Below are 24,717 nucleotides of genomic sequence, written 5' to 3'. Positions count from 1 at the left end.
ATTTTCTTTGTGTAGCATAGGAGAACCTCATAAGTCCTTTTTCTTATATTATACTCCTAAATACGAAGAAAAGCCCTTAGAAAATCAATTCTAAGGACTTTGTCTTCAGTCTGACACTCTTGCACTAGATGCAGGAGTGTTTCTTTATATCAAGATTATTTCTTATCGTCTTCATCCATGCTGAGAACGCTGAGGAAGGCTTCTTGTGGTACTTCGACAGAGCCGATGGCTTTCATGCGTTTTTTACCGGCTTTTTGTTTTTCTAGGAGTTTGCGTTTACGGGAAACGTCACCACCATAACACTTGGCCAAAACGTTTTTGCGAAGGGCCTTAATATCGCTACGAGCAACGATTTTCTGACCGATCGCTGCCTGGATAGGCACTTCAAACTGCTGACGAGGGATGATTTTCTTGAGCTTGTCAACGATGATTTTCCCACGTTCGTAGGCAAATTCCTTGTGGACGATAAAGCTGAGTGCATCGACCTTGTCGCCATTAAGGAGAATATCCATTTTCACCAACTTGGATGAACGGTATTCCGAAATCTCATAGTCAAAGCTAGCATAACCACGAGTGGACGATTTAAGCTTGTCAAAGAAGTCAAAGACAATCTCCGCAAGTGGAATTTGGTAGATGACATTGACACGATTATCATCGATATAATCCATAGTTACAAAGTCACCACGTTTGCGTTGGGCCAATTCCATGACCGCACCGACGTATTCCTGCGGTACCATGATTTGTGCCTTAACGTAAGGCTCTTCAATCGTGGCAATCTTGGTTGGGTCTGGGAATTCTGAAGGGTTGGCTACATCAATCGTTTCACCGTCCGTCATGTTGACATGGTAGACTACCGACGGGGCTGTCATAATGAGATCAATGTTAAACTCACGCTCAATCCGTTCTTGAATAACATCCATGTGCAGGAGACCCAAGAAACCACAACGGAAACCAAATCCGAGTGCTTGTGACGTTTCTGGCTCAAACTGCAAGCTGGCATCGTTGAGTTGAAGTTTTTCCAAGGCTTCACGGAGGTCATTGTACTTGTTGGAATCGATTGGGTAGATACCTGCAAAGACCATTGGATTCATCTGCTTGTAGCCCGCTAGTGGCTCGCTGGCAGGATTTTCTGCCAAGGTCACTGTATCACCGACACGGGTGTCGGCAACCGTCTTGATAGAGGCTGCAATGTAACCTACATCACCAGTCGCCAAGTAATCACGACCGATTGCTTTTGGTGTGAAGATACCAACTTCCGTCACATCAAAGGTCTTGCCATTGCTCATCATCTGAATAGTATCGCCAGGTTTTACCACACCGTTGACAATACGAACTTGCAGGATAACGCCTCGATACGGATCGTAAACCGAGTCAAAAATCAAGGCTTGAAGCGGTGCAGCTACATCACCAGTCGGTGCTGGAACCTTCTCGACAATCTGCTCCAAGATTTCCTCGATACCAATACCAGCCTTGGCTGATGTTGGCACTGCTTCAGAAGCATCCAAACCAATCACATCTTCGATTTCCTGACGAACACGTTCTGGGTCTGCTGCTGGCAGGTCAATCTTGTTAATGATTGGCAAGATTTCCAAATCATTGTCCAAGGCTAGATAAACGTTGGCCAAGGTCTGTGCTTCAATCCCTTGAGCAGCATCCACCACTAAAATCGCTCCTTCACAGGCAGCCAACGAACGCGATACCTCATAGGTAAAATCCACGTGTCCTGGTGTGTCAATCAAGTGGAAAATGTATGTCTCTCCATCTTTAGCTGTATAGTTGAGTTCGATTGCGTTGAGTTTAATTGTGATGCCACGCTCGCGTTCCAAGTCCATACTATCCAGCAACTGGGCTTGCATTTCACGGCTGGAAACTGTTTCTGTCTTCTCAAGAATACGGTCAGCCAAGGTTGATTTACCATGGTCGATGTGGGCAATAATGGAGAAATTACGAATTTTCTCCTGTCGTTTTTTCAAATCTTCTAAATTCATGTTTCTTCCTCTACAAGAGTATTACTCTTTATTATATCAGAAATACCAAGAACTTGCCATAAGAAAAACACCTAGAAAACTAGGTGTCTGCTCTGCTATTTCCCCAACCACAGGGCGATTTCGCGTTGGGCTGCTTCCAGACTGTCTGAACCATGAACAACATTGGCCACAATACCATCAACTGGAGCTGTTGCAAAATCTCCACGAATGGTTCCTGGTAAGGCATTGGCTGGATTAGTCGCCCCCATCATATCACGCCAGGACTTGACAACCTCTGGTCCTTCCAAAATTCCAGCGATGACAGGACCACTTGTCATGTATTGCACCAAAAGCGGGAAGAAAGGCTTATCTGTTAAATGCTCATAATGTTGCGCGACTAAGTCCTCTGTCGCCGTCAGCATTTTCAAATCACGAATAACAAAACCACGACGCTCTATTCTGCTGAGAACTTGTCCAACAAATCCACGCTGAACAGCATCTGGCTTAATGATAAAGAAGGTTTGTTCCATTATCACTCCTAAATCTCACTTAAAATGGCATCCCAAGCCTGATCATAGCCGTGCCGAGTTTCAGATGAAAAGACGACAAACTGGTCATTCTTATCAAAATCCAATTTCTTTTTGATAATGGACTCATGCTTGTTCCATTTGCCACGAGGAATTTTATCAGCTTTGGTAGCAACGATGATGACTGGGATTTCATAGTACTTTAAAAACTCATACATCTGAACATCGTCTGCTGATGGTTCATGACGCATATCCACCAGACTGACAACCACGCGCAGATTTTCACGACTTGTCAAATATTCCTCAATCATCTTGCCCCATTTTGCTCGTTCAGCCTTGGAAACCTTGGCATAGCCATAACCGGGCACATCGACAAAACGAATCTTATCATCAATATTGTAAAAGTTTAACTGCTGGGTCTTTCCAGGTTTTCCCGAAGTACGAGCTAGATTTTTTCTTCCGAGTAAGGTATTGATGAAGGAAGATTTTCCGACATTTGATCGACCAGCCAGGGCGATTTCTGGGATATCGTCATCAGGGTACTGGGCCTTTGAAACTGCACTCAGAAGAATTTCAGCATTGTGTGTATTGATTTCCATTCTTTACCTCTCATAAATAAGGGGGAGAAAGCTAATTGCTTATCACCCCTAATGATCATTTTTAGGCAGTTTCTAGCAATGGTTTTTCCTTGCCATCTACTGCTGCTTTTGTAACACGAACACGTTTGACGTCATCTTGACTTGGAACTTCAAACATAACATCCAACATCGTTTCTTCGATAATGGAACGAAGACCACGTGCACCTGTTTTTCGCTCGATTGCTTTTTCAGCAATGGCAAGTAAGGCATCCTCGTCAAAATCCAATTCTACATCATCATAAGACAAGAGGGTCTGGTATTGTTTAACCAACGCATTCTTAGGCTCTGTTAAAATACGGACCAAGTCTTCGGTTGTTAATTGATCCAAGGCTGCAAATACCGGCAAGCGACCAATCAACTCAGGAATAATACCAAATTTTTGAATGTCGTCTGCAATGATATGTTGCATGTATGATTCTTTTTCATCAATGGCACGATTGTTTTGACCGAAACCGATGATTTTTTCACCAAGACGTTGTTTAACGATTTCTTCAATCCCATCAAAAGCACCACCTACGATGAATAAAATGTTTTTGGTATCCACATGAATCATTTCTTGGTTTGGATGTTTGCGTCCGCCTTGCGGTGGAACACTGGCAACTGTTCCTTCAATGATTTTCAAGAGAGCCTGTTGGACACCTTCACCCGAAACATCGCGGGTAATGGACACATTTTCACCTTTTTTGGCAATCTTATCAATTTCATCCACATAGATAATTCCTCGTTCTGCCCGGTCAATGTTAAAATCTGCAGCCTGCAAAAGCTTGAGGAGAATATTTTCTACGTCCTCACCGACATAACCCGCCTCAGTAAGAGCAGTCGCATCAGCAATAGCAAATGGGACATTCAAACTTTTAGCCAAGGTTTGAGCCAAGAAGGTTTTTCCTGAACCAGTCGGGCCAATCATGAGGATATTTGATTTTTGTAAATCAACATCGTTCTCATCACGACTATCCTGGAAATTGATACGTTTGTAGTGATTGTAAACAGCTACAGCCAAAGCACGTTTAGCACGGTCTTGTCCAATGACATAATTGTTTAAAATATTGAGTAATTCCTGTGGCTTAGGTGTGTCAGCCAAGTCTGTCAACACTTCTTCAGCCAATTCTTCACGAATGATTTCTTGGGCCAATTCTACACATTCATTACAAATGAAAACATTATTTCCTGCTATAATTTTTTTAACTTCTTCTTGATTTTTTCCACAAAATGAACAATAAATCAACTCATGGGTATGCTTAACAGCCATATATTTCCTCTTTCATATCTCTTATCTAAATAAAAAGCCATAAATAGCATGAATGCTATTAACCAGATTGGTAAAAGCATTCAATAAAAATAAAATGGCTAGACCAAAACGTTTCTTTCTAAAGGCTTGAATAGCACAAAGGACGCATATTCCGCAGAGAAACGCTGTAAATAAACCGAATAAACTTCTCTCCATGCCTAACCATCTCTTCTTTCATAGGTTTTTATTGTAAAATCATACGGGTTTTTCTCGTCTTTTGGACGTAAATTGGCGCTTTGTAGCTGAAATTTCTCCATAGGAAATGCTTTCGGAAAATACACATCGCCATTAAATTGACCGTGAATATCTGTCACTATTAAAGCTTCAATGTAAGGTGCAAAAGCAGTAAAAATTTGTCCCCCACCAAGCACAAATAGTGTCTGCTCCTGTTTGTTATACCAATCTAGGACAGCTTCCACACTGTGTAAAATGGTAACATGTTCATTCTCTAGTTGATAGGTTTTATCTGTAGTCAAAACGATGGTGTGACGATTGGGAAGAGCACGTTTACCCATGCCGTCGAAGGTTATACGTCCCATCACCATCGTGTGACCTGTTGTCGTTTCTTTAAAATGAGCCCAGTCAGCAGGCAAATACCAGGGCAATTTATCGCCTTTTCCAATCAATCCATTTTCATCTTGGGCCCAAATTGCAACTATCTTCTTTGTCATTTTCTCTCACTTTCCGTCCTATCATTCTATCAAAAAAACATGAAAAATGCACTTACCAAGTAGGTCTAGTGCAAATTTTTATCATGTTGAAACTATCACCGACTCCTCAGATATAGGGAAGATTCCGAGATTTGTAGAATGTGAATCTAGTGGGACTGGAAAGCCCCCTCATCTTAAATCGCCAAGTCAAACTTAAGTTGCGGTTTAACTGGATTGTAGTCCACCAACTCAAAATCTTCTGCTTTAATATCAAAAAAGTTTGTTCCGTCTGGGACGTTCAAGACCAAACGAGGCTCTACTTCAGATGGTGTACGACGAAGTAATTCTTCAGCCTGTTCAAACTGATTGTCATAGATGTGAAGATTGTTGATGAAATAGAAAAACTTCCCTACCTTCCAACCAAAATGCTTGGCAATCATCATTTGTAATGCAACATACTGCATAGCGTTGATATGATGGGCTACCAACATATCATTTGACCGTTGAGTGAGGGTCGCATCGAGATAAATCTCCCCATCCACTCGACGAACATCAAACATAGTTTGAAAGGCACATGGCAAGAGACCTGCAGATTGGTCAAAAGCTTCATAGTCCCACAAAGAAATCACATTGCGGCGATTCCATGGATTTTCCTCCAATTGCTTGAGGATTTTTGAAATGATGTCATGCTTTTTAACAATAGCACCGTAACGTTCACCGATTGTACCTGTTCCATCTACTTCCCAATCATTCCAATACTGGACACCGTATTTTTCCTGTAAAACCGACAAATCATTGGTCTGGTCTTGGTAAATCCAGAGAATTTCTTTAATGGCTGACTTGATTGGAATTGGTCTTAATGTAGTAATAGGGAACTCGCCCTTGGCCAAGTCATACTCTGCAAAGGCACCTGTAATGTACTTGGAATTGGCTACATTTCCATCCTTGTAACGAGGGCGAGCATTTTCCGAAAAAACGCCCTCTTCCATAATCTTACGAATGTTTTCTTTAAAAATTCTATCTGCTTTTGTCATGGTTTTAGTATAGCAAATTCTACGTAAAAACTCCAGTTTTGAACAGGAGTTGTCATTTATAGAGCAAGGGGTAGAGGTTGAGCTGGAACAAACCAGCGAGGGCAGTTACTAGACTGAACAAAATAAAATACAAGGCAACCAAGAGAACACTCAACAATATATGACGAACATTTTTAGTGTAAATAGCCGTTGGTAAACTAGCGAGACCGAAAAAGGGAATGATGAAAAATGTTAGTTTGAAATTCACATTTACAATATCAAACCATTGGCCTATTGGTAAAAATAGCATGACGATGAGAAAAGTTGCAAGGCTGTACAAGACTAGATTTAACCGTTTTAATAGTGTCAGATTCATGAGAAACTCCTTCTAGGGACCAAAGAAAACATAGCCCAGTCCAAATATCAAGGGGAAGGAAATAATCAATAGAATACTGGTAATGCCCGTCCAAAGTTTTTTATAGTAAATCGACAAGATGAGAATCAATGCCCCTAGCAAAGGCAAAATCATCATGGTCGCCACGTTTCCCCAACTAGACGGGAAGAACCAGTCTCGAATCCAGTAATCAAGGAAAAAAGCAGATAGCAAAATCAACAGACCAAGTATAGTCAGATAATTCGTTACTTTTGACATATTTACATTTTTCATGGACCAACACTCCTTTCTTCACTATTATTGTACGCCTAAATACTACATTTTTCAATATATGTATATAAAGAAATTGTGACAGCGGATTAAAAAAAGCAGAGTTCCCTCTGCTTTAGATATTATTTCAAAACGAGTGATGCAGCACCTAAGACACCTGCATCATTACCACGTGTTGCCAAAACAATTTGTGTACTTTCCTTGATTTGTGGGAAGCTGTTTTCAGCAAAGACCTTACGAACACCATCCAACAAGAAATCCCCTGCTGCTGACACACCGCCACCCAGAACGATGTAGGCAGGATTGAGGACTGCAGCAATGTTTGCACAAGCAACACCTAGGTATTCTGAGAAGTGACGGTAGACAATCAAAGCCAAATCATCGCCTTCTTTTGCCAAATCAAAGACATCCTTAGCCGTTACATCTTGTCCATCATCAATCATTTGTTTCAGTTTTGCATCGCCAGCGTATTGATCAGCATAGCGACGGCTGAGGTTGACAATACCTGTCGCAGAAGCAACGGTTTCTAGACAACCTTTCTTACCACAAGTACAAGCAAATGGCTCATCAAAGTCAACTGTGATATGGCCCAATTCACCACCAGCACCTTTGACACCACGAATCAGGTTTCCGGCAGCGATGACACCGCCACCGACACCTGTACCAAGCGTCATAAAGACAACGTTTGGATTATTGTTTCCAGCACCAACCCATTGCTCACCAAGGGCCGCTACGTTTGCATCGTTGTCGATAAAGAATGGCAAACCAAGGGCAGATTCAAACTGCTCTTTAACCAATTGCAAGGTTTTCCAGTTGAGGTTATAGGCACCGATAACAGTACCAGCTTCGCTATCAACCACACCAGGCGAACCCATACCAACACCCAAGAAATCATCCTTTGTCAAACCATGAGTTTCAAAGCGATGTTTGATGCTGTCAATGATATCAGGAACAATGTGACTTCCTTCATCCAAAATATTTGTCTTGATAGACCATTTTTCTTGAATCTCACCATCAGTCGTCAGAATTGCCAACTTAACAGATGTACCACCTAAGTCAATACCAATAATTTTTTTAGACATAATCATCACCTCAAATGTATTTTCTTTATTATAACACAATGCAAAGGTTTGCGTAAAGCCTTTTCATAAATTTGTAAGTATAAAAAATGCCCTATCTAAAAAGATAGAGCAAAATTAAAAATTGAATATGTAAGATAAACCTTCCAATGGAAAAGAGCATAACTGTTGTAAAATTACTACCTTCCTTGGTCCCATTGTAGAGAAAGAGGGTGGAGATAAAGGTAAAGCCCATAGCAAATCCAACCATCTGAACAGCATGATAAGACTGACTGTAAAAATAAAGCGTGACAGCCAGCAAGAGCATGGATAAAACCGTAAATATCAAGCGTAAAGCATTCATCTTTTTGGTCTTAAAATAGCTAAACAAAGCCGCTCCCAAGGTCACCAAGAGATAGATGACCATATATGACATAACAAGAACTTTCATCTAGCCCTCCAGTTCGCTCAGATACTCATACCGCTCATACTTTTCTAAGAGCAGGTCGTTTTTCTCATCCAATTCCTTCTGCAATTCGGACAATTTTGTAAAATCACTGCCACAGGTCAGCATTTCCGTCTCGATTTCCGCAATCCGCTCCTCCAAGCCAGCAATATCCTCTTCGATGGTCGCCCATTCCTGCTTCTCAAAGTAGGACATCCGCTTCTTGTTCTCTTTGCTTTTCTCGGTTTTCTCCTTTGGTTTTTCCAAGGAAATGGCAGAGCGGGAAGCCAGAAAGGCTTTCTCATCCAGATAGTCTGTGTAGTTGCCAAAGAAGGTCTGAATGCCGTCGTCTTCAAAGGCCAAGATTTTGTTAGCCACCTTGTCCAAGAAATAACGGTCGTGACTGACGGTAATGACCGGACCAGCAAAGCCCTGTAAGAAATGTTCCAAGACTGTCAATGTCGCTATGTCCAAGTCGTTGGTCGGCTCGTCCAGCAAGAGAACATTGGGTCGTTGCAAGAGAATTTTCAGCAGGTAAAGCCGCTTCTTCTCCCCACCAGACAATTTTTCAATCAGGGTACCATGGGTGTTACGTGGAAAGAGGAATTGCTCCAGGAGTTCTGCGATAGAAACCATACCAGATGTCGTCTTAGCTTCTTCTGCCACTTCCTGCAAGAAATTGATGACCCGCTTGCTTTCGTCCAAGCCCTTGATGGTCTGAGAAAAATAACCGATGCGGATGGTTTCGCCAATATCTACCTTACCGCTGTCTGTCTGCAAATCACCTGCGATTAGATTGAGTAAGGTAGATTTTCCTTTACCATTATCACCGACAATTCCTATGCGGTCCTTGTTTTGAATGAGCAGGTTAAAGTCTTTTAAAATGGGCTTGTCAGGATAGGAAAAGCTGACATTTTCAAAGTTAATGACTTTTTTACCGATACGAGAGGTTTCAAAATTGATTTCCAATTCGCTATCGTCTATCTTGTTGGCTAAATCGCCTTTGAGGTCATGGAAACGATTGATACGAGCCTGTTGCTTGGTAGCACGAGCTTGAGGTTGTCTGCGCATCCAAGCCAGCTCTTGTTTGTAGAGCTGCTCTTTCTTATGGCGAAGGGCGGCATCTCGCTCGTCCTGCTCTGCCTTCAAGCGAACATAGTCTTGGTAATTGCCCTGATATTCGGTCAAGCTAGCACGGTCTAGTTCGAAAATCCGTGTTGCCACATTGTCCAAGAAATAGCGATCGTGGGTAATAAAGAGAACAGACTTTTTAGTATTTTTCAAGAAAGTCGTCAACCACTCAATGGTATCAATGTCCAAGTGGTTGGTCGGTTCATCTAGCAAGAGCAAGTCAGCATTTCCAAGGAGGACTTGGGCCAATTGCACTCTTCTACGTAGACCACCTGATAACTCAGCAACAGTTTCGTTGAGGTCTGTTAGACCGAGTTTCGACAAGACAGTCTTGACCTGGCTTTCAATCTCCCAAGCGTTGTGAGCATCCATCTCAGCCATCACCTTTTCCAGCCTTGCTTGACTGCTTTCATCATAGTTTGACAAGAGCCGTTCATATTCACGGATTAACTGGGTTTCCCGTAAATCCGAAGACAGAACAGTATCTAAGACAGTTTGGCTTTCATCAAATTCAGGCTCTTGGGTTAGGTAAGAAATTTTATAGGCATTCTTAGTCTGGAAAGGCGACACATCGCCATCAAAACCGATGCGACCTGACAGAACATCCAGCAAAGTCGTCTTTCCTGTACCATTGACCCCAATAATCCCGATACGGTCGCCCTGATGGATGATGAAAGACAGATCAGCAAAGACCGTTTTATCACCAACAGACTTGGTCAGGTGTTCAACGATAAAATCACTCATTCTCTAAGATTCCTTTCACAAATGTCATAATGGCTTGCTCTTCGTTTTCCAGCTGTCCTTCCACGATTTGGAATTCAACCTCTTTGAGCAGTTCTCCTAATACTGGACCTGGTTTGAGGTCAAATGCCTTCATCAGATGTCCCCCATTGACAACAATTTCATGCTTGTCATGGATAGTCAAGGCTTGGTCAATCTTGTCAATTGCTGCAAAATCTGTAACAAGACCTTGTGCTTGACGGAGTTCCTCTACTAAGTACATGAATTCTTTGCCATACTTGAAACAGATTTGCTTGGTAACAGGTCCTGCTTGGCGAAGCTGGTAAATCTCTACCAACTTGACCACGCTGCGTTGGAAATCATTGCTGGTTTTCCATTTTTTCAGGAAGGATTTGATATTCTCGATACCTAAACAGACAAAGAGCATGGCCCAAGCTTGTTCAGAAGTCGAAAAGCGAAATTCTGCTGTCAAACTTGTTAGCATGGCCTCTAATTCATCACTTTTTCCAGCTAAATCAGGCAAGAAATTGTAAGCCTTGGAATCAATCATAGCGCGCAAGCCTTTTCGCCAAAAATCCGCTATCAAGAGTTTATCAAACTCGATAAAGCTACGTTCCACCGAGATTTTTTCCAAGAGCGGTGCAGTTTGAACCATGGCTTCAAAGGTAGTCGGCTCAATCTCAAAGTCCAAGGTCGCCGCAAAGCGAAATCCACGCATGATACGGAGAGCATCTTCGTTAAAACGCTCAGCCGGGATGCCTACAGCCCGTAGGGTACGGTTTTCTAAGTCAGTCATCCCATCAAAGAGATCAACAATCTGTGCTTCTTCATCCAAGGCGAAGGCGTTGACAGTGAAGTCGCGACGTTTGAGATCCTCTTCTAAGGAACGCACAAAGGAAACCTGGCTAGGCCTGCGGAAGTCGACATACTCCTCCTCTGTCCGAAAAGTCGTGATTTCATACTCTTTGCCACCTTCCAAGACTAGGACAGTTCCATGCTCAATCCCCACATCAATAGTCCGAGGAAAGATTTGCTTGGTTTCTTGCGGATAGCTAGAAGTCGCAATATCGACATCATGAATAGTCCTACAGAGAATGGCATCACGAACGGAACCGCCAACGAAATAAGCCTCGTAACCAGCTGCTTTAATTTTCTCTAAAATCGGCAAAGCCTCCTGAAACTCAGAAGGCAGATTGTTTAATTTCATAATAAGTGTTCCAAACCATAAACGAGTTGTGAGCGTTTGACTACCTCTTTAATGCCGAGATTGACACCGCCCATAAAGGAAATACGATCGTAAGAGTCATGACGAATGGTCAAGCCTTCTCCCTGTGCCCCAAAAATCACTTCCTGATGGGCAACAAGGCCTGGCAAGCGTACTGAGTGGATACGGAAGCCATCAAATTCTGCCCCACGAGCGCCAGCAATCAGTTCTTCTTCATCTGCTGCACCTTGAGCCTGCGACTGACGGACTTGTGAAATGAGTTCGGCCGTTTTGACAGCCGTACCACTCGGTGCATCCTTCTTCTTATCATGGTGCAATTCGATGATTTCAAGATTTGGGAAATACTTGGCTGCTTGAGCTGCAAATTGCATAAGCAAGATGGCTCCAATCGCAAAATTAGGGGCAATCAAACCTCCCAAGCCCTTCTCAGCAGACAAGGCGATTAATTCTTCAATTTCTTCTGGGGTAAAGCCCGTTGTTCCAACCACAGGTGCGAAACCATTTTCCAAGGCAAAACGGGTGTTTTCATAGGCAAATTTTGGCGTTGTAAAATCCACCCAGACATCAGCTTCTAGGCTGGCAACTTCTTCTTTGGTCTTGAAAACAGGAACACCATCTACTTCTGTTTCTGTCGCAAATGGGTCTACCAAGGCAGCCAGACTAAGTTCTGCGTCATCCTTGACCATCTCAACAGCCGTTGAACCCATTTTTCCTTTGAATCCTGCGATAATTACCTTAATTGTCATGCAAACTCCTATTCAATGATGGGAGAAATACCAAAGGCCACTGCCCCTTCTCCCAAGTGCGTACCGATGACCGAACCAAATGACACGATTGGTAAATCGCTACCGACACCTGCTTCTTCCAATTGCTGTTTAAAGTTATCAGCTTTTTCAGGAGCGTTGGCATGTATGATAGCAATCTGATACTGTCCTTCGGTCGTTTGTTCTTGGAGGATTTCCAAGAGTCGCTTAATGGCCTTCTTCTCCGTCCGAACTTTTTCATACACTTCAATCTTACCCTCGCCTGTAAAATACAGAATCGGTTTGATGCTCAAAAGATTGCCAAGCAAGGCCGCACCATTGGACAAGCGACCACCTTTTACCAAATGATTGAGGTCATCAACCATGATGAAGGCTGTAGTCTTCCCAATTTCTTGGTCCAATTTCACAGTAATTTCTTCAAAACTAAGTCCTGCATCAGCCCATTTGAGAACATTTTCGACCATCATGCCTAAAGGAGCCGATGTGATTTTGGTATCTGGAAAGGCAACGGTTAATCCTTCAAATTCATCAGCCAAATATTGAATATTTTGATAAAAACCTGAAATACCTGATGACAAGAATAAGCCAAGAGCGTGTGTATAGCCTTTCTCTGTTAATTTAGCCAGAATTTCTTCTAGTTCCATCAAACTCGGTTGACTTGTTTTAGGTAATTCTTTCGATGAAGCCATTTTTTGATAAAACTCTTCAACCGTCAAATTTTGCCCTTCGATATAATTTTCCCCATCGATGCTGACTGGAATACTTAGGACAAACAGGTCATCCCGCTCAATACTTTGAACATTCAAAACAGCTGATGAGTCAGTAATAACTGCTAATTTCATATTAAAACTCCAAATTTACCCCTGGTGCATCAAAAGCGATTTCAGTTACTTCATAAGTCATACGTTTCAAAATGCTCAACAATGGATCAACTAATTCGCGTTTTTCTTCATCAGTAAATTCAGTCGGTTCTTGAACATAGCGATCTTGTAGATGGACTCTTTGACTCATAGCACCAGAAATGACAAAGTGATTCAATACAATAATAAATCGCAAAATTGTAATCATTGAGGTCTTTTTTTCATCCTCATTGCGCTCTAACAATTGGAAATCAACATTTAATTTGGTCTCAGGAACACCGTTCTCCTTTTCCCAAGCATGATTTCGTGCATCAAAGTGATATTGATTAACAAATTCTTTATCGCGAATGATTTCCATTTTTCTACTCCTCTAAAAACAATAGTATTCATATTATATCACAAAGCAAACTAAAAATGCTAAAAAACCTTGCCCGGAGACAAGGTTTTCATACTTATTTCGATTGACGAAGGGCACCGTAGAGGACACCTGAAACAACTGCACCGACTGCTACATATGCTAGATAAAGCAATGGGTTAGATGTCAAAGCGATAACGAAGATACCACCGTGTGGAGCCATCAATTGAATACCTGACAAACCAACCAAGGCACCTGCAAGAGCAGAACCAGCGATAAAGCTTGGGATAGCACGTGCTGGGTCAGCTGCACCAAATGGAATCGCACCTTCAGTAATGAATGAAAGACCCATTACGATGTTTGTCAAACCTGAGTTACGCTCTTCTTGTGTGAATTTGTCTTTGAAAAGAAGGGTTGCAACGAATACTGCCAACGGTGGAACCATACCGCCTGCCATAACTGCTGCCATGGCAACAGAACCACCATCTGCAACAGTTGCTGCAAGTGTACCTGTACCGAAGACATAAGCTGCTTTATTGACTGGGCCACCCATATCGACTGCCATCATACCACCGAGGACAAGTCCAAGGAGAATTGCAGAGCTACCCTCAAGACCTGCAAGGAAGTTGTTCATACCAGTGTTGATAGCTGCCATTGGGATGTTGACGAAGAACATCAAGAAACCTGTGATAGCTGTACCCAAAAGTGGCAAGAGCAAGATAGCATTCAAACCTTGAAGTGATTTTGGCATATTACGCAAAGCATTGCGAAGAACAAGCACGACACCACCAGCAAGGAAACCACCTACAAGGGCACCCAAGAAACCAGATGATACTCCAGCAAGGGCAAGGGTTTCTTCGCCACCAGCTGCGTAAGGAATTTTACCGAATGCAAGACCGCTGCTAGCAATTGAACCAGCTACGAAACCTGCAACCAAACCTGGTTTTTCAGCGATTGAGTAAGCAATGTAACCTGCAAGAAGTGGCAACATAAAGCCGAAGGCTGCTCCACCAATTTTCATGAACATTGCTGAGATTTCATGGTATGAACCAAGACTACCAAGACTGTCTTGCGGCACACCTAGAGCTCCATCGAATAGGAAGGCAAGGGCAATCAAGATACCGCCACCGATAACGAATGGCAACATTTGAGAAACACCACTCATCAAGTGTTTATAGAATGCTTTACCAAGACTGAGTTTTTCAGAAGATTCCACTGTAGCAGCTCCTTCTGTTGCTGTATATGTAGATGCTTTTCCATCCAAAATGATGTTAATCAATTCTTCTGGTTGTTTGATACCAGCTGCAACTGGACGAGAGACCAATGGTTTACCATTGAAACGAGTCATATCAACAGCCTTATCTGCTGCGATGATAACACCTGCTGCTTTCTTGATGTCTTCAGCAGTCAGTTTGTTACCTACACCTGATGCACCGTTTGTTTCAACCTTGATATCAACACCCATTTCAGCAGCTTGTTTCTTAAGTGCTTCTTCTGCCATGTAAGTATGAGCAATACCTGTTGTACATGCTGTAACTGCAACGATAAATGGACGATCACCGCTTGGAGCTACAACCACTTCTTCAACTGCCTTATCTGCGGCTTCAGCTGTATCGAAGACTGCAATCACTTCTTCAGGATTTGTTGCTGCACGAAGTCTATCAGCAAATCCAGGCTTCATCAAGTATTTAGACAATTCCGCAAGGGCAGCCAAGTGAGTATCGTTAGCACCTTCTGGAGCTGCAATCATGAAGAACAAGTCTGTTGGTTGACCGTCAAGACTTGCGTAGTCAACACCCTTGTTTGATTTTGCAAAGAGAACAGTCGCTTCTTTTACAGCAGCATTCTTAGCGTGTGGCATTGCGATACCGTCGCCAAGTCCTGTTGTCGTTTGTGCTTCACGGTTCATAATACCTGTTTTGAATACCTCAAAATCATTCACATAACCTTTATCAACCAAGCTAGTTATCATTTCATCGATAACTGCTTCCTTGCTTGTCGCTTGCAAATCAAGCAACATGACATCTTTTCTCAAAACGTCTTGAATTTTCATAGTGTTTCTACCTCAACTTTTTCATAAGTTTCCTTAATAAATTCGATACTTGCCAAATCGTCTGAAAAGGCTGTTGCCGTACCGCAAGCAACTCCCCATTTTAGGGCTTCGATCGGATCTTGTGAGCGAACGTATTCGCCAGTAAATCCTGCCACCATGGAATCTCCAGCTCCGACAGAATTTTTCACTGTTCCCTTGATTGGTTTGGCAAAGTAAGTAGCTGCTGGAGTGACCAACAAGGCTCCGTCACCTGCCATAGAAATGATAACATTCTGAGCTCCCATATCTAAGATTTTCTTAGCATAGGTCTCGATATCTGCAATGCAATTCAACTCAACATTGAAGATTGCTTCAAGTTCATGATTGTTTGGCTTAACCAAGAGTGGTTGGTGAGCAAGTGAATCCAGAAGTGTTTGACCTTCAAAGTCACAGACAACTTGCGCTCCTGCTTTTTTCGCCACCGGAATCAGTCTGTTATAGACTTCATTACCAAGACTAGCTGGTGCAGACCCTGCAAAAACAACTGTGTCTTCCTTGGTCAAACCTGCTAAAACCATTTCTAATTCAGCCAATTGTGTATCTGTCACAATCGGTCCCAATCCGTTGATTTCTGTCTCTTGGTCGGCCTTGATTTTCACGTTAATCCGTGTATCTTGGTTAACTTGTACAAAATCGGTATCAATGCCTTCAGCAACCAATCCATCCTTGATGAACAGGCCGGTAAATCCGCCAAGGAACCCTGTCGCTGTGTTTGGATAGCCCAAACGTTTCAAGACACGACTGACGTTGATTCCCTTACCGCCGGCATACTTATCGTCGCTCTCCATACGATTGACACTGCCCGTTTCGACATGTTCTAAACGAACGATATAGTCAATGGCTGGATTGAGCGTAACTGTATAAATCATACCTCGATTACCCTCGTTTTCTCTTTTATGATGTCCAACAAACTGCTCTCCGAAGATTGACAGATAATGTTGGCTTTTTCGATTGCTGCAACTTTGGCAAAGGAAAATCGACCGATTTTTGACGCATCTGCTAAAACAAAGCTTTCTTTAGCATTGTCAATAATTGTGCGTTTGATGGTCGCTTCTTCGATATCTGGCGTTGTAAAGTAATTTTTATCAATGCCATTCATACCCAGAAATGCCTTATCAAAGTTGAGCTGACGAATTTGTTCCAATGCTATCGCACCGACAGAGGCATCGGTTGACCGCTTGACAATACCACCAATGATGATGGTCTTTACCTTGCGTTCAACTAATTTTACCGCATGGTGGATAGAGTTGGTCACGACTGTCAGATTTTCCTGTTGAAGATAATCAATCAGTACCCCTGTGGTTGTGCCTGCATCTAAGAAAATCACATCTCCGTCCAAAATCAGTTGAGCTGCTCGTTCAGCAATCTCTCTTTTTTCTTGAACGTTTTTGACAGATTTTTCAAGAATAGATTCTTCCAGTTGCAAATTGGCGGGTGCTTCTGCACCGCCATGTACTCTTCGAAGCTTCCCTTCATTTTCTAACTCGTCCAAATCCCTACGAACAGTGGATTCAGATGTTGCTAGAATGTCAACCAATTCTTCCAATCGGACAAATTGTTGTGCTTGAATACGTTCTAGTATGACTTGCTTGCGTTCTGATTTGAGAATATTCAACACCTCCTGCAATCGTTTACAAAATAAATTATACACTAAATAATATCATTGTCAATCATTTTCTAGCAAAATCTTTCAAAAAATGTCAATTTTCTTCAAAAAAAGAACAATCTCTTATGAAATTGTCCCATTTTCTATCAATGATATGATCATCTCTTTAACCTTAGCCATCTCTTCTGGTCTTCCAATAGATAGGCGAATATAGCCTGCCAATTTACCCGTTGGATAGTATTTGAAATTCCAATCCTGTGCCAAGGCTTGCTGATAAAAATCTTCTGCCCATGGTGCCTTGAAAGTTACAAAACTCGCCTGACTAGGTAGAACTTGACAGTTATTTAACCCTTGCAAGAATAAGATCATTTCTTCTCGCAAATTCTGAATTACTCCCACTGTTTCTAAAACTTTGTCTGTATAATTCAATGCAACGGCTGCCATTTTTGCAGTCAAGTTTGACAAGCTGAATGGGGGAATGACCTTGTCCAATTCATAAATTAACTCTTCACTTCCTACCGCAAAGCAACTCGTAAACCTGCAAGTCCAAAAGCCTTTGATAAGGTCCGTAAAACTAAAACATTGTCAAATTGTTGCAGACGACTGATAAAGCTTTCGACATTTGCAAATTCAATATAAGCCTCATCGATAACCAGCAAACCTTGAAAAGATTGTGCTAACCGCTCCAAGTCTTCCATAAAATAGGCAACAGATGACGGATTATTTGGATTAGACAGCATGAGAATTTTGGCGCTCGTTTCTTGAGCACGCGCCAACAGGCTCTCCACAGGCAAAACCAAGGTTCCATCATTTTCAACCAGGTCAACGGCTTCAAACTGGCTACCATGCATGTGATTATAAGTTTCATACATGAAAAAGTCAGGATTAACAGTCAAAAAAGTATCATCTTTTTCCATAAAGGTGGACACAATCATGTGAATAAGGTGATCAGAGCCCACACCTACCGTCACTTGTTTTGGACTCACTCCCAGATAGGTTGCATATTTCTCAATCAGTTCGGAGTAAGTGTTATCACCGTAATAACTCAACTGGCTTATTTCCAAGCTCTCCAAGGTTTTTTGTTGCAAAAATGACCAGTCGATTATGCGATTTTCATTGTTACCTAGGTCAAATTTGGCAATTCTTCCTAATTTGTATGGCTTATAATCATCAAATACTTTGCGTTTCATCATTTCTCCTTCTAGCAAGAAAAACACAGTCTAATCAACTGTGTCTTCTTCTTTGATTTTTTCAAAAATAGTTAATTCTTCAGCTGTAAAATTGTAGTTTTCTAACAAGTCTGGACGACGTTGGTAGGTTTTGCGTAGACTTTCTTCCAAACGCCATTTACGAATATTTTCATGGTGACCGCTCATGAGAACATCTGGTACAACCATACCCCGATATTCATAGGGACGCGTGTATTGCGGATACTCCAATAGTCCAGATGAAAAACTATCATCCGTATGGCTGGCTTCCTTGCCAATAACCTCTGGAATCAGGCGAACAGTAGCATCAATCATGGTCATAGCTGCCAACTCCCCCCCTGTCAGAACATAGTCCCCAAGAGAAATCTCATCTGTCACCAAGGTCTTAATCCGCTCATCATATCCTTCATAATGTCCACAGATAAAAATCAACTGTTCTTCCTGAGCTAATTCTTCAGCATAGGCTTGGTTAAACGTTTTACCAGCAGGATCCAGCAAGATAACACGTGGATTGGTTTGTTCAATGCTATCCATGGTATCAAAAATTGGCTGGGCACGGAGTAGCATTCCTTGGCCACCACCGTATGGCTCATCGTCCACATGGCGAGCCTTTTCAGCTTTTTCACGAAAATTGTGGTAGTTGATTTCCAACAAGCCCTTGTCGCGTGCCTTGCCCACGATAGAATGTTCAAGTGGGGCAAACATCTCAGGGAAGAGGGTCAAAATATCAATTCTCATCGTCTAAGCCCTCGAGCAATTCCACATCGACACGATTATTTGGAATATCAATGTTCAAAACAACAGGTGGAATATATGGCAAGAGCAGGTCTTTCTTACCTTTGCGTTTCACCACCCAGACATCATTGGCACCTGGTTGCAAGATTTCCTTGATTTGTCCGATCAACTGGTCATTTTCATAGACATCCAAGCCGATAATTTCATGGTAATAAAACTCGCCGTCTTCGAGATCGGTCAAGTTTTCCTCGGCGATTTTCAAACTAAAGCCCTTGTACTTTTCAATATCGTTGATATGGTACATGCCCTTAAATTTGATAATATCAAAGTTCTTAGCCTTACGGTGACTAGCAATTTCCACTTCCATGACAAACTGGTCTTTATCATTAAACAAGGCCAATTTTGCCCCTTTTTTGAAGCGTTCTTCTGCAAAATCGGTCACAGATAAAACGCGCATTTCTCCTTGCAAGCCTTGGGTGTTAACAATTTTTCCAACGTTAAAATAGTTCATGATTTCTCCATTTGATTTTCTATCCTTTTATTTTAACACGACGAAGGTATTTTCTCAATATCGAAACAAAAAAGCAGGAAAAAATCAATCCTACTTTTTAAATATTTCTCTATTGTTTATAATAGACTTCATTCACAAATTCTTCTGCTGATGGAAGAGCTTGACTTATAAATAATCTAACTCTTGAAATATCACTCAAATCTGTTTCACCTGTATTTGGAAACTCAAATGCAACACCTGAAGGAATTACTCTAAAGACTGCACCATGCATTCCAAAATGATAGCCTCCAATTCCAATTCCATTAGCATCTATTTCTTTAAGTTCTATTTTGGCATCTACTTCATTTGTGACATTACCTAATGAATCAATGCTTAATGTTTTACCATTTGCGTTTGACCATGTTCCTGCAATACTTGAGAAGTCGCCCGCCAATAATCCCTGCAAATTAATTGTAGTCGCAGATGTATGTTCTTGCACAGGTGTACCTTTTTCAAATTTTAGCCATGAAAGTGCGCTTAAATCTACAACTGCTGCAGACGAAGGATTGGTTGCTCCTTCTGCCTGTAAGGAAAGTTGACCTACAGCAGAGTCATATCTATAGTTTTTAAAACTACCAGCGGATTCTAAAGAGTAACTTCCGTCTTCAAGTGGCCATAACGTCACTTTTTCACCAATCTCTGGACCTTGCTGACGGAACTGATCAACCAGTCTTATCAATTGTCCGTCATTTCCTACAGTATAAAGGTCAATTAGAACAAATTGAGAATTTGTTGATAGGGCAACTGCTAATTCATCTACTCCATCTTTATCAAAGTCGTTTTGTATATAATATGCTCCAGTATAAACAGTTGGATATTGTTTAAGTCCATAAAGTAGACTACTCACTTCTTCACGATTTAAGGCTGAAAGTTCCAATCCCAAACTAGCTTGATACCGGTCGATAACCTTTTGATAGCTAGAATAATCCACATCTACCATCTTCGTTTCCGACTGACTTGAAGTTGTTGATGTAGTTGAACTCGATGTAGCTTGTGAACTAGATTGGCTACTTGCAGCTGTCTCCTGCTTCACTTCACCCGACTTACAAGCAGTCAAAAGCACAACAGATAAAAGTAATATTATTTTCTTCATTCTTTTATAGTCTCCTAAAATTTAGTGGTTCGTCTACCTACTTAGAGAATCCACATCATCTATTTTATAATAATAAACATATTTGTCAAGGTATCTGATTGGTACACAAACCAATAATTTACTAACATATTTTTTCAACTGGTGTACTTCCAGCGAGAATTAATATACTTATATTTTCATTTCCTGCTATTGAATGTGCATATTTACTTGCAGCTTCTTGGCTTAAAAATACATGGGCTTGATTATAGTCATAAACTATGTTGTAGATATCATTAAAACTATCAATAGTACCAACATAACTCTGTTTCTCGTTTATCAAGTCATAAAGTGTTATTCTATATTTTAATTGCTCTTCTGCCCATCTCTTCTCCTCATGTGATTTTTTCATTTTAGGGAAAACAAAAAATCTAAAATATATGGCACTACCAAGTAATAAATAAAATAATATTTCAGTCAATTTAGCATCTCCTACAATTTTTTGAAACTTTCATATTGTTCCTGAATTGCTTCTTTATATTTTTTTATTGTCCTAGTATGGGTAAATACTGATGAGTAAACCTGATAATAAACTAAGTAATAACGTGAAACAAATAGAAAAAGATACACAAATGCGACTGTTTTTACATTCTCAGTGTAATCCCTAGAAATGTTATTTTCATGGATTGTATAATGTGGTTCTCGTGCTAAACTATCTGCAGCTGCATTTTTTATACCGTCTTTACTAAAAACCGAGCGACGATATTTAAATATTTTCATTTTATTGTATGGGAATTTAAAAAGTTGGTAGTCTGAGTACCAGAAGAATGTATAAACTGAGAGCATTGAGTAAACAAAAAACAATATCGTCCAAATTTTAATGCCTCCAAAAAGAAAACACATTATTCCAATAAAAAGATTCCAGTAGAACACATCACCAAATTATTATTTCAACGGTATCTTTGGTGTATCAAAATAATTTTTGAAAAATGTTGTAATTTTTTCCATAAAATGTCTCCAAAATTAGTAATAGATAGATTAGCATTTCCTTGTAAAGCTCCTCCTTGAGCGCATATTTTCACACAGTGCTATCTATCTCTTATATTGTCCTCTCATGCATATTTTTTCAAAGCAAATGTTAAAAAATTAGAATTTTAAAAAGCCGGATTGCTCCGACTTCTTCTAGTCTATTAACTCAGACAGGGACTTTTTGGTTCTGACTATTCGCTCATAAGGAAATTCCAGATAGGTTTTGCCATTTTTCTCATAGAGATAAGCAATCTTCTTATGAGGCTGAAAGGTCAGTTGATAATAATTTTCTACACCGACTGGCTGGTCTTGATTGCTGGTATTGTCGAAGAAATAGGGATGAATTTGGACAAGGTCTGACAGAAAATCTTCTACTTCGCTACCTTCTATAGATTGTAACTCTTCCCCATCCTGATTACTGATTAAAATCTGGTCAGAATGAGGAAGTCTAATTTCTGTTTTCCTCATGTGAAGATAACCAAACAACAAGCAGATACAAGATAGTATTAACCAGATTAACCACTTCTTTTCCATGATGACAAGACCTTACCTTTTTGAGTAAATTCTATCAAGCACAGAAAAATATGTCAAGAGAAAAATCAAACATTTAGTGAAGACGAGCTATTTTGATCAAGCGCAAATTAAGAGCTATTCCGCAGACAAAAATCCCTGAAATAAGACCAATCCAATAGGCTTCTGGACCCATTTGGAAAAATCTTTCAAGCAAGAAAGCGACTGGGAATGTCATGGACCAATAGGCAACCAAACCAAGTACAAAGGGAACAGTCGTATCCTTGTAACCACGTAATATCCCCTGAATAGGTGCGGTAAAGGCATCTGCTAACTGAAACATGAGGGCAAAACTAAGAAAATGCGAGGTCAGACGGATAAATTCTACATCATTACCATAAAGGTAGGCAACTTTGGACCGGAAAAAATATAGGAATGTGAGTGTTAAGCCTGCAAAACCAAGTGCAACCAGGCGTCCTAGACGGCTATAGGCTTTCACATCCTGTGGTCGTTTAGCCCCTACTTCATATGCAATGACAATAGCTAGGGCTGAAGAAACTGAGGCAGGAAAGGCATATAATAATGTCGCAAAGTTCATAGCTGACTGGTGTGCTGCTATAATCTGGGCTGAAAATTTTGCCATGTAGAGCCCTACTACTGCAAAAATTGCTACTTCTGCAAAGACTTGTAAACCGATGGGAAGCCCGATTTTCAGTCCTTCTTTCAGTAAAGTCCAATCAATCGGACTCCACCGCCAAATCTGATAAGATGCAATGGTCTTATTTTTGCACATGACAATGACGATTACTAGCAGTACCGCCCAGTAAGCTAAAGCAGTACCCAATCCAGCTCCAGCTCCGCCTAGGGCCGGGAGGCCCATTTTCCCATAAATTAAGAGATAGTTAAATAGACTGTTAAATGGGACAAGGAGCAACATGAGGTACATGGATAGTCGGGTTAAGCCCAAGGCGTCGAAAAAAGAGCGACAGACACTAAAGAGTAAGAGAGGCAGGATGCCAATGGAAATAAAATAGAGGTACTGCCTACCAACTTGAAAAACAGATTCATCAAGTCCAAACTGAGCCAAGGCGGGCACAGCGATAAATAGGACCGAGCACAGGAGTAAAATGGTTAATCCGATGGCTAGATAGACAAACTGATGAAACTCCTGGCGAATCTTTGTCTTCTCACCTTGTCCTAGATATTGAGCAATGATTGGGACCAATGCAGATACAATCCCAGTTAGAAATGAAAAAAGCGGATTCCAAAGACTTGTTGCCATGGACACACCTGCCAAATCCATAGTACTAAACTGACCAGTCATCATGGTATCGATAAAGGATGCGGAGTAATTAGCGAACTGATAAATTAATATAGGTAAAAAAATCTTAATAAAAAGCCAGAGCTTTTCTTTGTTATTTCTTGTTTGGTACATACTTATTCTCTTTCAATTTTATATAAATATTGTAACAAGAAAAGGACCTGCATTGCAAGTCCTCTCTGACTAGATTGAGTCACCATTCCAGATAGAGTTTTTCACGATAACATAATCCACGTGTTTCAAGCTGGTAATATCACGACCACCTGCATAGGAAATAGAGGATTGCAAGTCCTGTTCCATTTCAATCAGAGTATCTTTCAAATGTCCCTTGGCTGGCAAGAGAATTTTCTTTCCTTCAACGTTTTTGTAAGCACCTTTTTGGTATTCAGATGCGGAACCGTAGTATTCCTTGAACTGTTTGCCATCCACTTCTACCGTTTTACCCGGGCTTTCAATGTGACCGGCAAAGAGGGATCCTATCATGACCATACTTGCACCAAAACGGATGGATTTGGCAATATCTCCGTGGGTACGAATACCACCATCCGCAATAATTGGCTTACGAGCAGCTTTTGAACACCAACGAAGGGCAGCCAGCTGCCAACCGCCAGTTCCAAAACCAGTTTTGACCTTGGTGATGCAGACCTTACCTGGCCCGATACCAACTTTTGTCGCATCCGCACCAGCATTTTCCAATTCACGAACAGCTTCAGGTGTGCCGACATTGCCAGCAATGACAAATGTCTCAGGCAATTCTTTTTTGATATGCTTGATCATCTTAATGACACTATCAGCATGACCATGCGCAATATCAATGGTAATAAACTCAGGCGCGTCAGCTTTTAAACTAGAAACAAAGTCGTACTCATAGTCTTTTACACCAACCGAAATGGAAGCAATCAAACCTTGGTCATGCATGCGCTTAATGAAGGGAATTCGTCCCTCTTCGTCGAAACGGTGCATGATGTAAAAATAATCATCTTTTGCCAACATCTCTGCCACATCCTCATCCAAAATCGTCTGCATGTTGGCAGGGACTACCGGCATTTTAAAGCTGTATTTTCCAAGAGTGACAGATGTATCTGCCTCCGAACGGCTATTGATGATACATTTATTAGGAATCAATTGGATATCTTCGTAGTCAAAAACAGGTGTTTCGTTAAACATAGGCTTCTCCTCTGTTCGTTTTTAAATGATTTTTGTATTAGGAAACGGCATTTTGTTCGTTTTTCCTAAACCGACATCTATGATTATAGTCTATTGTTTGTGTT

Annotated in this window: 25 protein-coding genes and 1 pseudogene; all 26 read right to left on the bottom strand. The window is 41.1% G+C overall.

Annotation, left to right across the window (positions count from 1 at the left end):
- Window positions 1–155: 155 nt before the first annotated feature.
- Window positions 156–1,988, bottom strand: coding sequence for a translation elongation factor 4 (gene lepA, locus C1E99_RS07960; protein ID WP_105129155.1), 1,833 nt, complete (start codon window positions 1,986–1,988; stop codon window positions 156–158).
- Window positions 1,989–2,083: 95 nt separating this feature from the next.
- Window positions 2,084–2,497 (bottom strand): nucleoside-diphosphate kinase, encoded by a 414-nt coding sequence (ndk, locus tag C1E99_RS07955; RefSeq protein WP_105108328.1) that lies wholly within the window; start codon window positions 2,495–2,497, stop codon window positions 2,084–2,086.
- Between the two features lie 8 nt (window positions 2,498–2,505).
- Window positions 2,506–3,093: a ribosome biogenesis GTP-binding protein YihA/YsxC gene (gene yihA, locus C1E99_RS07950; RefSeq protein WP_105124577.1), complete on the bottom strand. Its 588-nt coding sequence runs from the start codon at window positions 3,091–3,093 to the stop codon at window positions 2,506–2,508.
- Window positions 3,094–3,154: 61 nt separating this feature from the next.
- A complete protein-coding gene (clpX, locus tag C1E99_RS07945) occupies window positions 3,155–4,381 on the bottom strand; it encodes an ATP-dependent Clp protease ATP-binding subunit ClpX (protein WP_105207194.1) in 1,227 nt (408 codons plus the stop codon).
- Window positions 4,382–4,578: 197 nt separating this feature from the next.
- Complete coding sequence (locus C1E99_RS07935; protein ID WP_029176986.1) at window positions 4,579–5,091, bottom strand: dihydrofolate reductase; 513 nt, start codon at window positions 5,089–5,091, stop codon at window positions 4,579–4,581.
- Between the two features lie 173 nt (window positions 5,092–5,264).
- Window positions 5,265–6,104 carry a thymidylate synthase gene (locus C1E99_RS07930; RefSeq protein WP_105207193.1) on the bottom strand — a complete coding sequence of 280 codons (840 nt, stop codon included), beginning with the start codon at window positions 6,102–6,104 and terminating at the stop codon, window positions 5,265–5,267.
- 52 nt (window positions 6,105–6,156) lie between these two features.
- On the bottom strand, window positions 6,157–6,459 hold the full coding sequence (locus tag C1E99_RS07925; protein ID WP_105207192.1) for a hypothetical protein: 303 nt from the start codon (window positions 6,457–6,459) through the stop codon (window positions 6,157–6,159).
- 12 nt (window positions 6,460–6,471) lie between these two features.
- Window positions 6,472–6,750, bottom strand: a complete 279-nt coding sequence (locus tag C1E99_RS07920; RefSeq protein ID WP_105108321.1) for a hypothetical protein — start codon at window positions 6,748–6,750, stop codon at window positions 6,472–6,474.
- 119 nt (window positions 6,751–6,869) lie between these two features.
- Entirely contained in the window at window positions 6,870–7,829 is a 960-nt protein-coding gene (locus tag C1E99_RS07915; RefSeq protein WP_105207191.1) for an ROK family glucokinase, read from the bottom strand.
- 91 nt (window positions 7,830–7,920) lie between these two features.
- Complete coding sequence (locus C1E99_RS07910; protein ID WP_105145530.1) at window positions 7,921–8,256, bottom strand: hypothetical protein; 336 nt, start codon at window positions 8,254–8,256, stop codon at window positions 7,921–7,923.
- Window positions 8,257–10,125 carry an ABC-F family ATP-binding cassette domain-containing protein gene (locus C1E99_RS07905; RefSeq protein WP_105207190.1) on the bottom strand — a complete coding sequence of 623 codons (1,869 nt, stop codon included), beginning with the start codon at window positions 10,123–10,125 and terminating at the stop codon, window positions 8,257–8,259.
- Entirely contained in the window at window positions 10,118–11,329 is a 1,212-nt protein-coding gene (locus C1E99_RS07900; protein ID WP_105207189.1) for a CCA tRNA nucleotidyltransferase, read from the bottom strand. Before C1E99_RS07900 ends, C1E99_RS07905 begins: the two co-directional genes overlap by 8 nt.
- Window positions 11,326–12,093: a 4-hydroxy-tetrahydrodipicolinate reductase gene (dapB, locus tag C1E99_RS07895; RefSeq protein WP_105207188.1), complete on the bottom strand. Its 768-nt coding sequence runs from the start codon at window positions 12,091–12,093 to the stop codon at window positions 11,326–11,328. The genes C1E99_RS07900 and dapB overlap by 4 nt, the downstream gene beginning before the upstream one ends.
- An 8-nt stretch (window positions 12,094–12,101) precedes the next feature.
- The gene (locus C1E99_RS07890; protein WP_105207187.1) at window positions 12,102–12,953 is read right to left on the bottom strand and encodes a DegV family protein; all 852 of its coding nucleotides are present in this window, start codon (window positions 12,951–12,953) and stop codon (window positions 12,102–12,104) included.
- Window position 12,954: 1 nt separating this feature from the next.
- On the bottom strand, window positions 12,955–13,329 hold the full coding sequence (locus C1E99_RS07885; RefSeq protein WP_105104765.1) for a DUF1149 family protein: 375 nt from the start codon (window positions 13,327–13,329) through the stop codon (window positions 12,955–12,957).
- 94 nt (window positions 13,330–13,423) lie between these two features.
- Window positions 13,424–15,379 carry a PTS fructose transporter subunit IIABC gene (locus C1E99_RS07880; RefSeq protein WP_105207186.1) on the bottom strand — a complete coding sequence of 652 codons (1,956 nt, stop codon included), beginning with the start codon at window positions 15,377–15,379 and terminating at the stop codon, window positions 13,424–13,426.
- Entirely contained in the window at window positions 15,376–16,287 is a 912-nt protein-coding gene (gene pfkB, locus C1E99_RS07875) for a 1-phosphofructokinase (protein WP_105207185.1), read from the bottom strand. The genes C1E99_RS07880 and pfkB overlap by 4 nt, the downstream gene beginning before the upstream one ends.
- A complete protein-coding gene (locus C1E99_RS07870) occupies window positions 16,284–17,033 on the bottom strand; it encodes a DeoR/GlpR family DNA-binding transcription regulator (RefSeq protein WP_105207184.1) in 750 nt (249 codons plus the stop codon). Before C1E99_RS07870 ends, pfkB begins: the two co-directional genes overlap by 4 nt.
- Before the next feature lie 114 nt (window positions 17,034–17,147).
- A pseudogene (locus tag C1E99_RS07865) lies at window positions 17,148–18,214 on the bottom strand (pyridoxal phosphate-dependent aminotransferase).
- Window positions 18,215–18,244: 30 nt separating this feature from the next.
- Window positions 18,245–18,970, bottom strand: a complete 726-nt coding sequence (gene trmD / locus C1E99_RS07860; protein ID WP_105108309.1) for a tRNA (guanosine(37)-N1)-methyltransferase TrmD — start codon at window positions 18,968–18,970, stop codon at window positions 18,245–18,247.
- Entirely contained in the window at window positions 18,960–19,478 is a 519-nt protein-coding gene (rimM, locus tag C1E99_RS07855; RefSeq protein WP_024378675.1) for a ribosome maturation factor RimM, read from the bottom strand. Before rimM ends, trmD begins: the two co-directional genes overlap by 11 nt.
- A gap of 109 nt (window positions 19,479–19,587) precedes the next feature.
- Window positions 19,588–20,610: a DUF6287 domain-containing protein gene (locus C1E99_RS07850; RefSeq protein ID WP_105107050.1), complete on the bottom strand. Its 1,023-nt coding sequence runs from the start codon at window positions 20,608–20,610 to the stop codon at window positions 19,588–19,590.
- A gap of 121 nt (window positions 20,611–20,731) precedes the next feature.
- Complete coding sequence (locus tag C1E99_RS07845; RefSeq protein ID WP_105207183.1) at window positions 20,732–21,067, bottom strand: hypothetical protein; 336 nt, start codon at window positions 21,065–21,067, stop codon at window positions 20,732–20,734.
- A gap of 701 nt (window positions 21,068–21,768) precedes the next feature.
- Window positions 21,769–22,083, bottom strand: coding sequence for a DUF5301 domain-containing protein (locus tag C1E99_RS07835; protein ID WP_161951174.1), 315 nt, complete (start codon window positions 22,081–22,083; stop codon window positions 21,769–21,771).
- A 139-nt stretch (window positions 22,084–22,222) separates the two neighbouring features.
- Window positions 22,223–23,560, bottom strand: a complete 1,338-nt coding sequence (locus C1E99_RS07830) for an MATE family efflux transporter (protein WP_105207180.1) — start codon at window positions 23,558–23,560, stop codon at window positions 22,223–22,225.
- Between the two features lie 69 nt (window positions 23,561–23,629).
- Window positions 23,630–24,613 (bottom strand): GMP reductase, encoded by a 984-nt coding sequence (gene guaC / locus C1E99_RS07825; protein ID WP_105207179.1) that lies wholly within the window; start codon window positions 24,611–24,613, stop codon window positions 23,630–23,632.
- Window positions 24,614–24,717 lie beyond the last annotated feature (104 nt).

The sequence above is a fragment of the Streptococcus suis genome (genome assembly GCF_002964045.1).
GTDB classification, from domain to species: Bacteria; Bacillota; Bacilli; order Lactobacillales; family Streptococcaceae; genus Streptococcus; species Streptococcus suis_U.
This window is presented reverse-complemented; position numbering and strand designations above follow the sequence as displayed.

Excerpts from the sequence above, each read along its gene's own strand:
- lepA (WP_105129155.1), bottom strand. The coding sequence starts at position 1,988 with ATGAATTTAGAAGATTTGAAAAAACGACAGGAGAAAATTCGTAATTTC.
- ndk (WP_105108328.1), bottom strand. The coding sequence starts at position 2,497 with ATGGAACAAACCTTCTTTATCATTAAGCCAGATGCTGTTCAGCGTGGA.
- yihA (WP_105124577.1), bottom strand. The coding sequence starts at position 3,093 with ATGGAAATCAATACACACAATGCTGAAATTCTTCTGAGTGCAGTTTCA.
- clpX (WP_105207194.1), bottom strand. The coding sequence starts at position 4,381 with ATGGCTGTTAAGCATACCCATGAGTTGATTTATTGTTCATTTTGTGGA.
- C1E99_RS07935 (WP_029176986.1), bottom strand. The coding sequence starts at position 5,091 with ATGACAAAGAAGATAGTTGCAATTTGGGCCCAAGATGAAAATGGATTG.
- C1E99_RS07930 (WP_105207193.1), bottom strand. The coding sequence starts at position 6,104 with ATGACAAAAGCAGATAGAATTTTTAAAGAAAACATTCGTAAGATTATG.
- C1E99_RS07925 (WP_105207192.1), bottom strand. The coding sequence starts at position 6,459 with ATGAATCTGACACTATTAAAACGGTTAAATCTAGTCTTGTACAGCCTT.
- C1E99_RS07920 (WP_105108321.1), bottom strand. The coding sequence starts at position 6,750 with ATGAAAAATGTAAATATGTCAAAAGTAACGAATTATCTGACTATACTT.
- C1E99_RS07915 (WP_105207191.1), bottom strand. The coding sequence starts at position 7,829 with ATGTCTAAAAAAATTATTGGTATTGACTTAGGTGGTACATCTGTTAAG.
- C1E99_RS07910 (WP_105145530.1), bottom strand. The coding sequence starts at position 8,256 with ATGAAAGTTCTTGTTATGTCATATATGGTCATCTATCTCTTGGTGACC.
- C1E99_RS07905 (WP_105207190.1), bottom strand. The coding sequence starts at position 10,125 with ATGAGTGATTTTATCGTTGAACACCTGACCAAGTCTGTTGGTGATAAA.
- C1E99_RS07900 (WP_105207189.1), bottom strand. The coding sequence starts at position 11,329 with ATGAAATTAAACAATCTGCCTTCTGAGTTTCAGGAGGCTTTGCCGATT.
- dapB (WP_105207188.1), bottom strand. The coding sequence starts at position 12,093 with ATGACAATTAAGGTAATTATCGCAGGATTCAAAGGAAAAATGGGTTCA.
- C1E99_RS07890 (WP_105207187.1), bottom strand. The coding sequence starts at position 12,953 with ATGAAATTAGCAGTTATTACTGACTCATCAGCTGTTTTGAATGTTCAA.
- C1E99_RS07885 (WP_105104765.1), bottom strand. The coding sequence starts at position 13,329 with ATGGAAATCATTCGCGATAAAGAATTTGTTAATCAATATCACTTTGAT.
- C1E99_RS07880 (WP_105207186.1), bottom strand. The coding sequence starts at position 15,379 with ATGAAAATTCAAGACGTTTTGAGAAAAGATGTCATGTTGCTTGATTTG.
- pfkB (WP_105207185.1), bottom strand. The coding sequence starts at position 16,287 with ATGATTTATACAGTTACGCTCAATCCAGCCATTGACTATATCGTTCGT.
- trmD (WP_105108309.1), bottom strand. The coding sequence starts at position 18,970 with ATGAGAATTGATATTTTGACCCTCTTCCCTGAGATGTTTGCCCCACTT.
- rimM (WP_024378675.1), bottom strand. The coding sequence starts at position 19,478 with ATGAACTATTTTAACGTTGGAAAAATTGTTAACACCCAAGGCTTGCAA.
- C1E99_RS07850 (WP_105107050.1), bottom strand. The coding sequence starts at position 20,610 with ATGAAGAAAATAATATTACTTTTATCTGTTGTGCTTTTGACTGCTTGT.
- C1E99_RS07835 (WP_161951174.1), bottom strand. The coding sequence starts at position 22,083 with ATGAGGAAAACAGAAATTAGACTTCCTCATTCTGACCAGATTTTAATC.
- C1E99_RS07830 (WP_105207180.1), bottom strand. The coding sequence starts at position 23,560 with ATGTACCAAACAAGAAATAACAAAGAAAAGCTCTGGCTTTTTATTAAG.
- guaC (WP_105207179.1), bottom strand. The coding sequence starts at position 24,613 with ATGTTTAACGAAACACCTGTTTTTGACTACGAAGATATCCAATTGATT.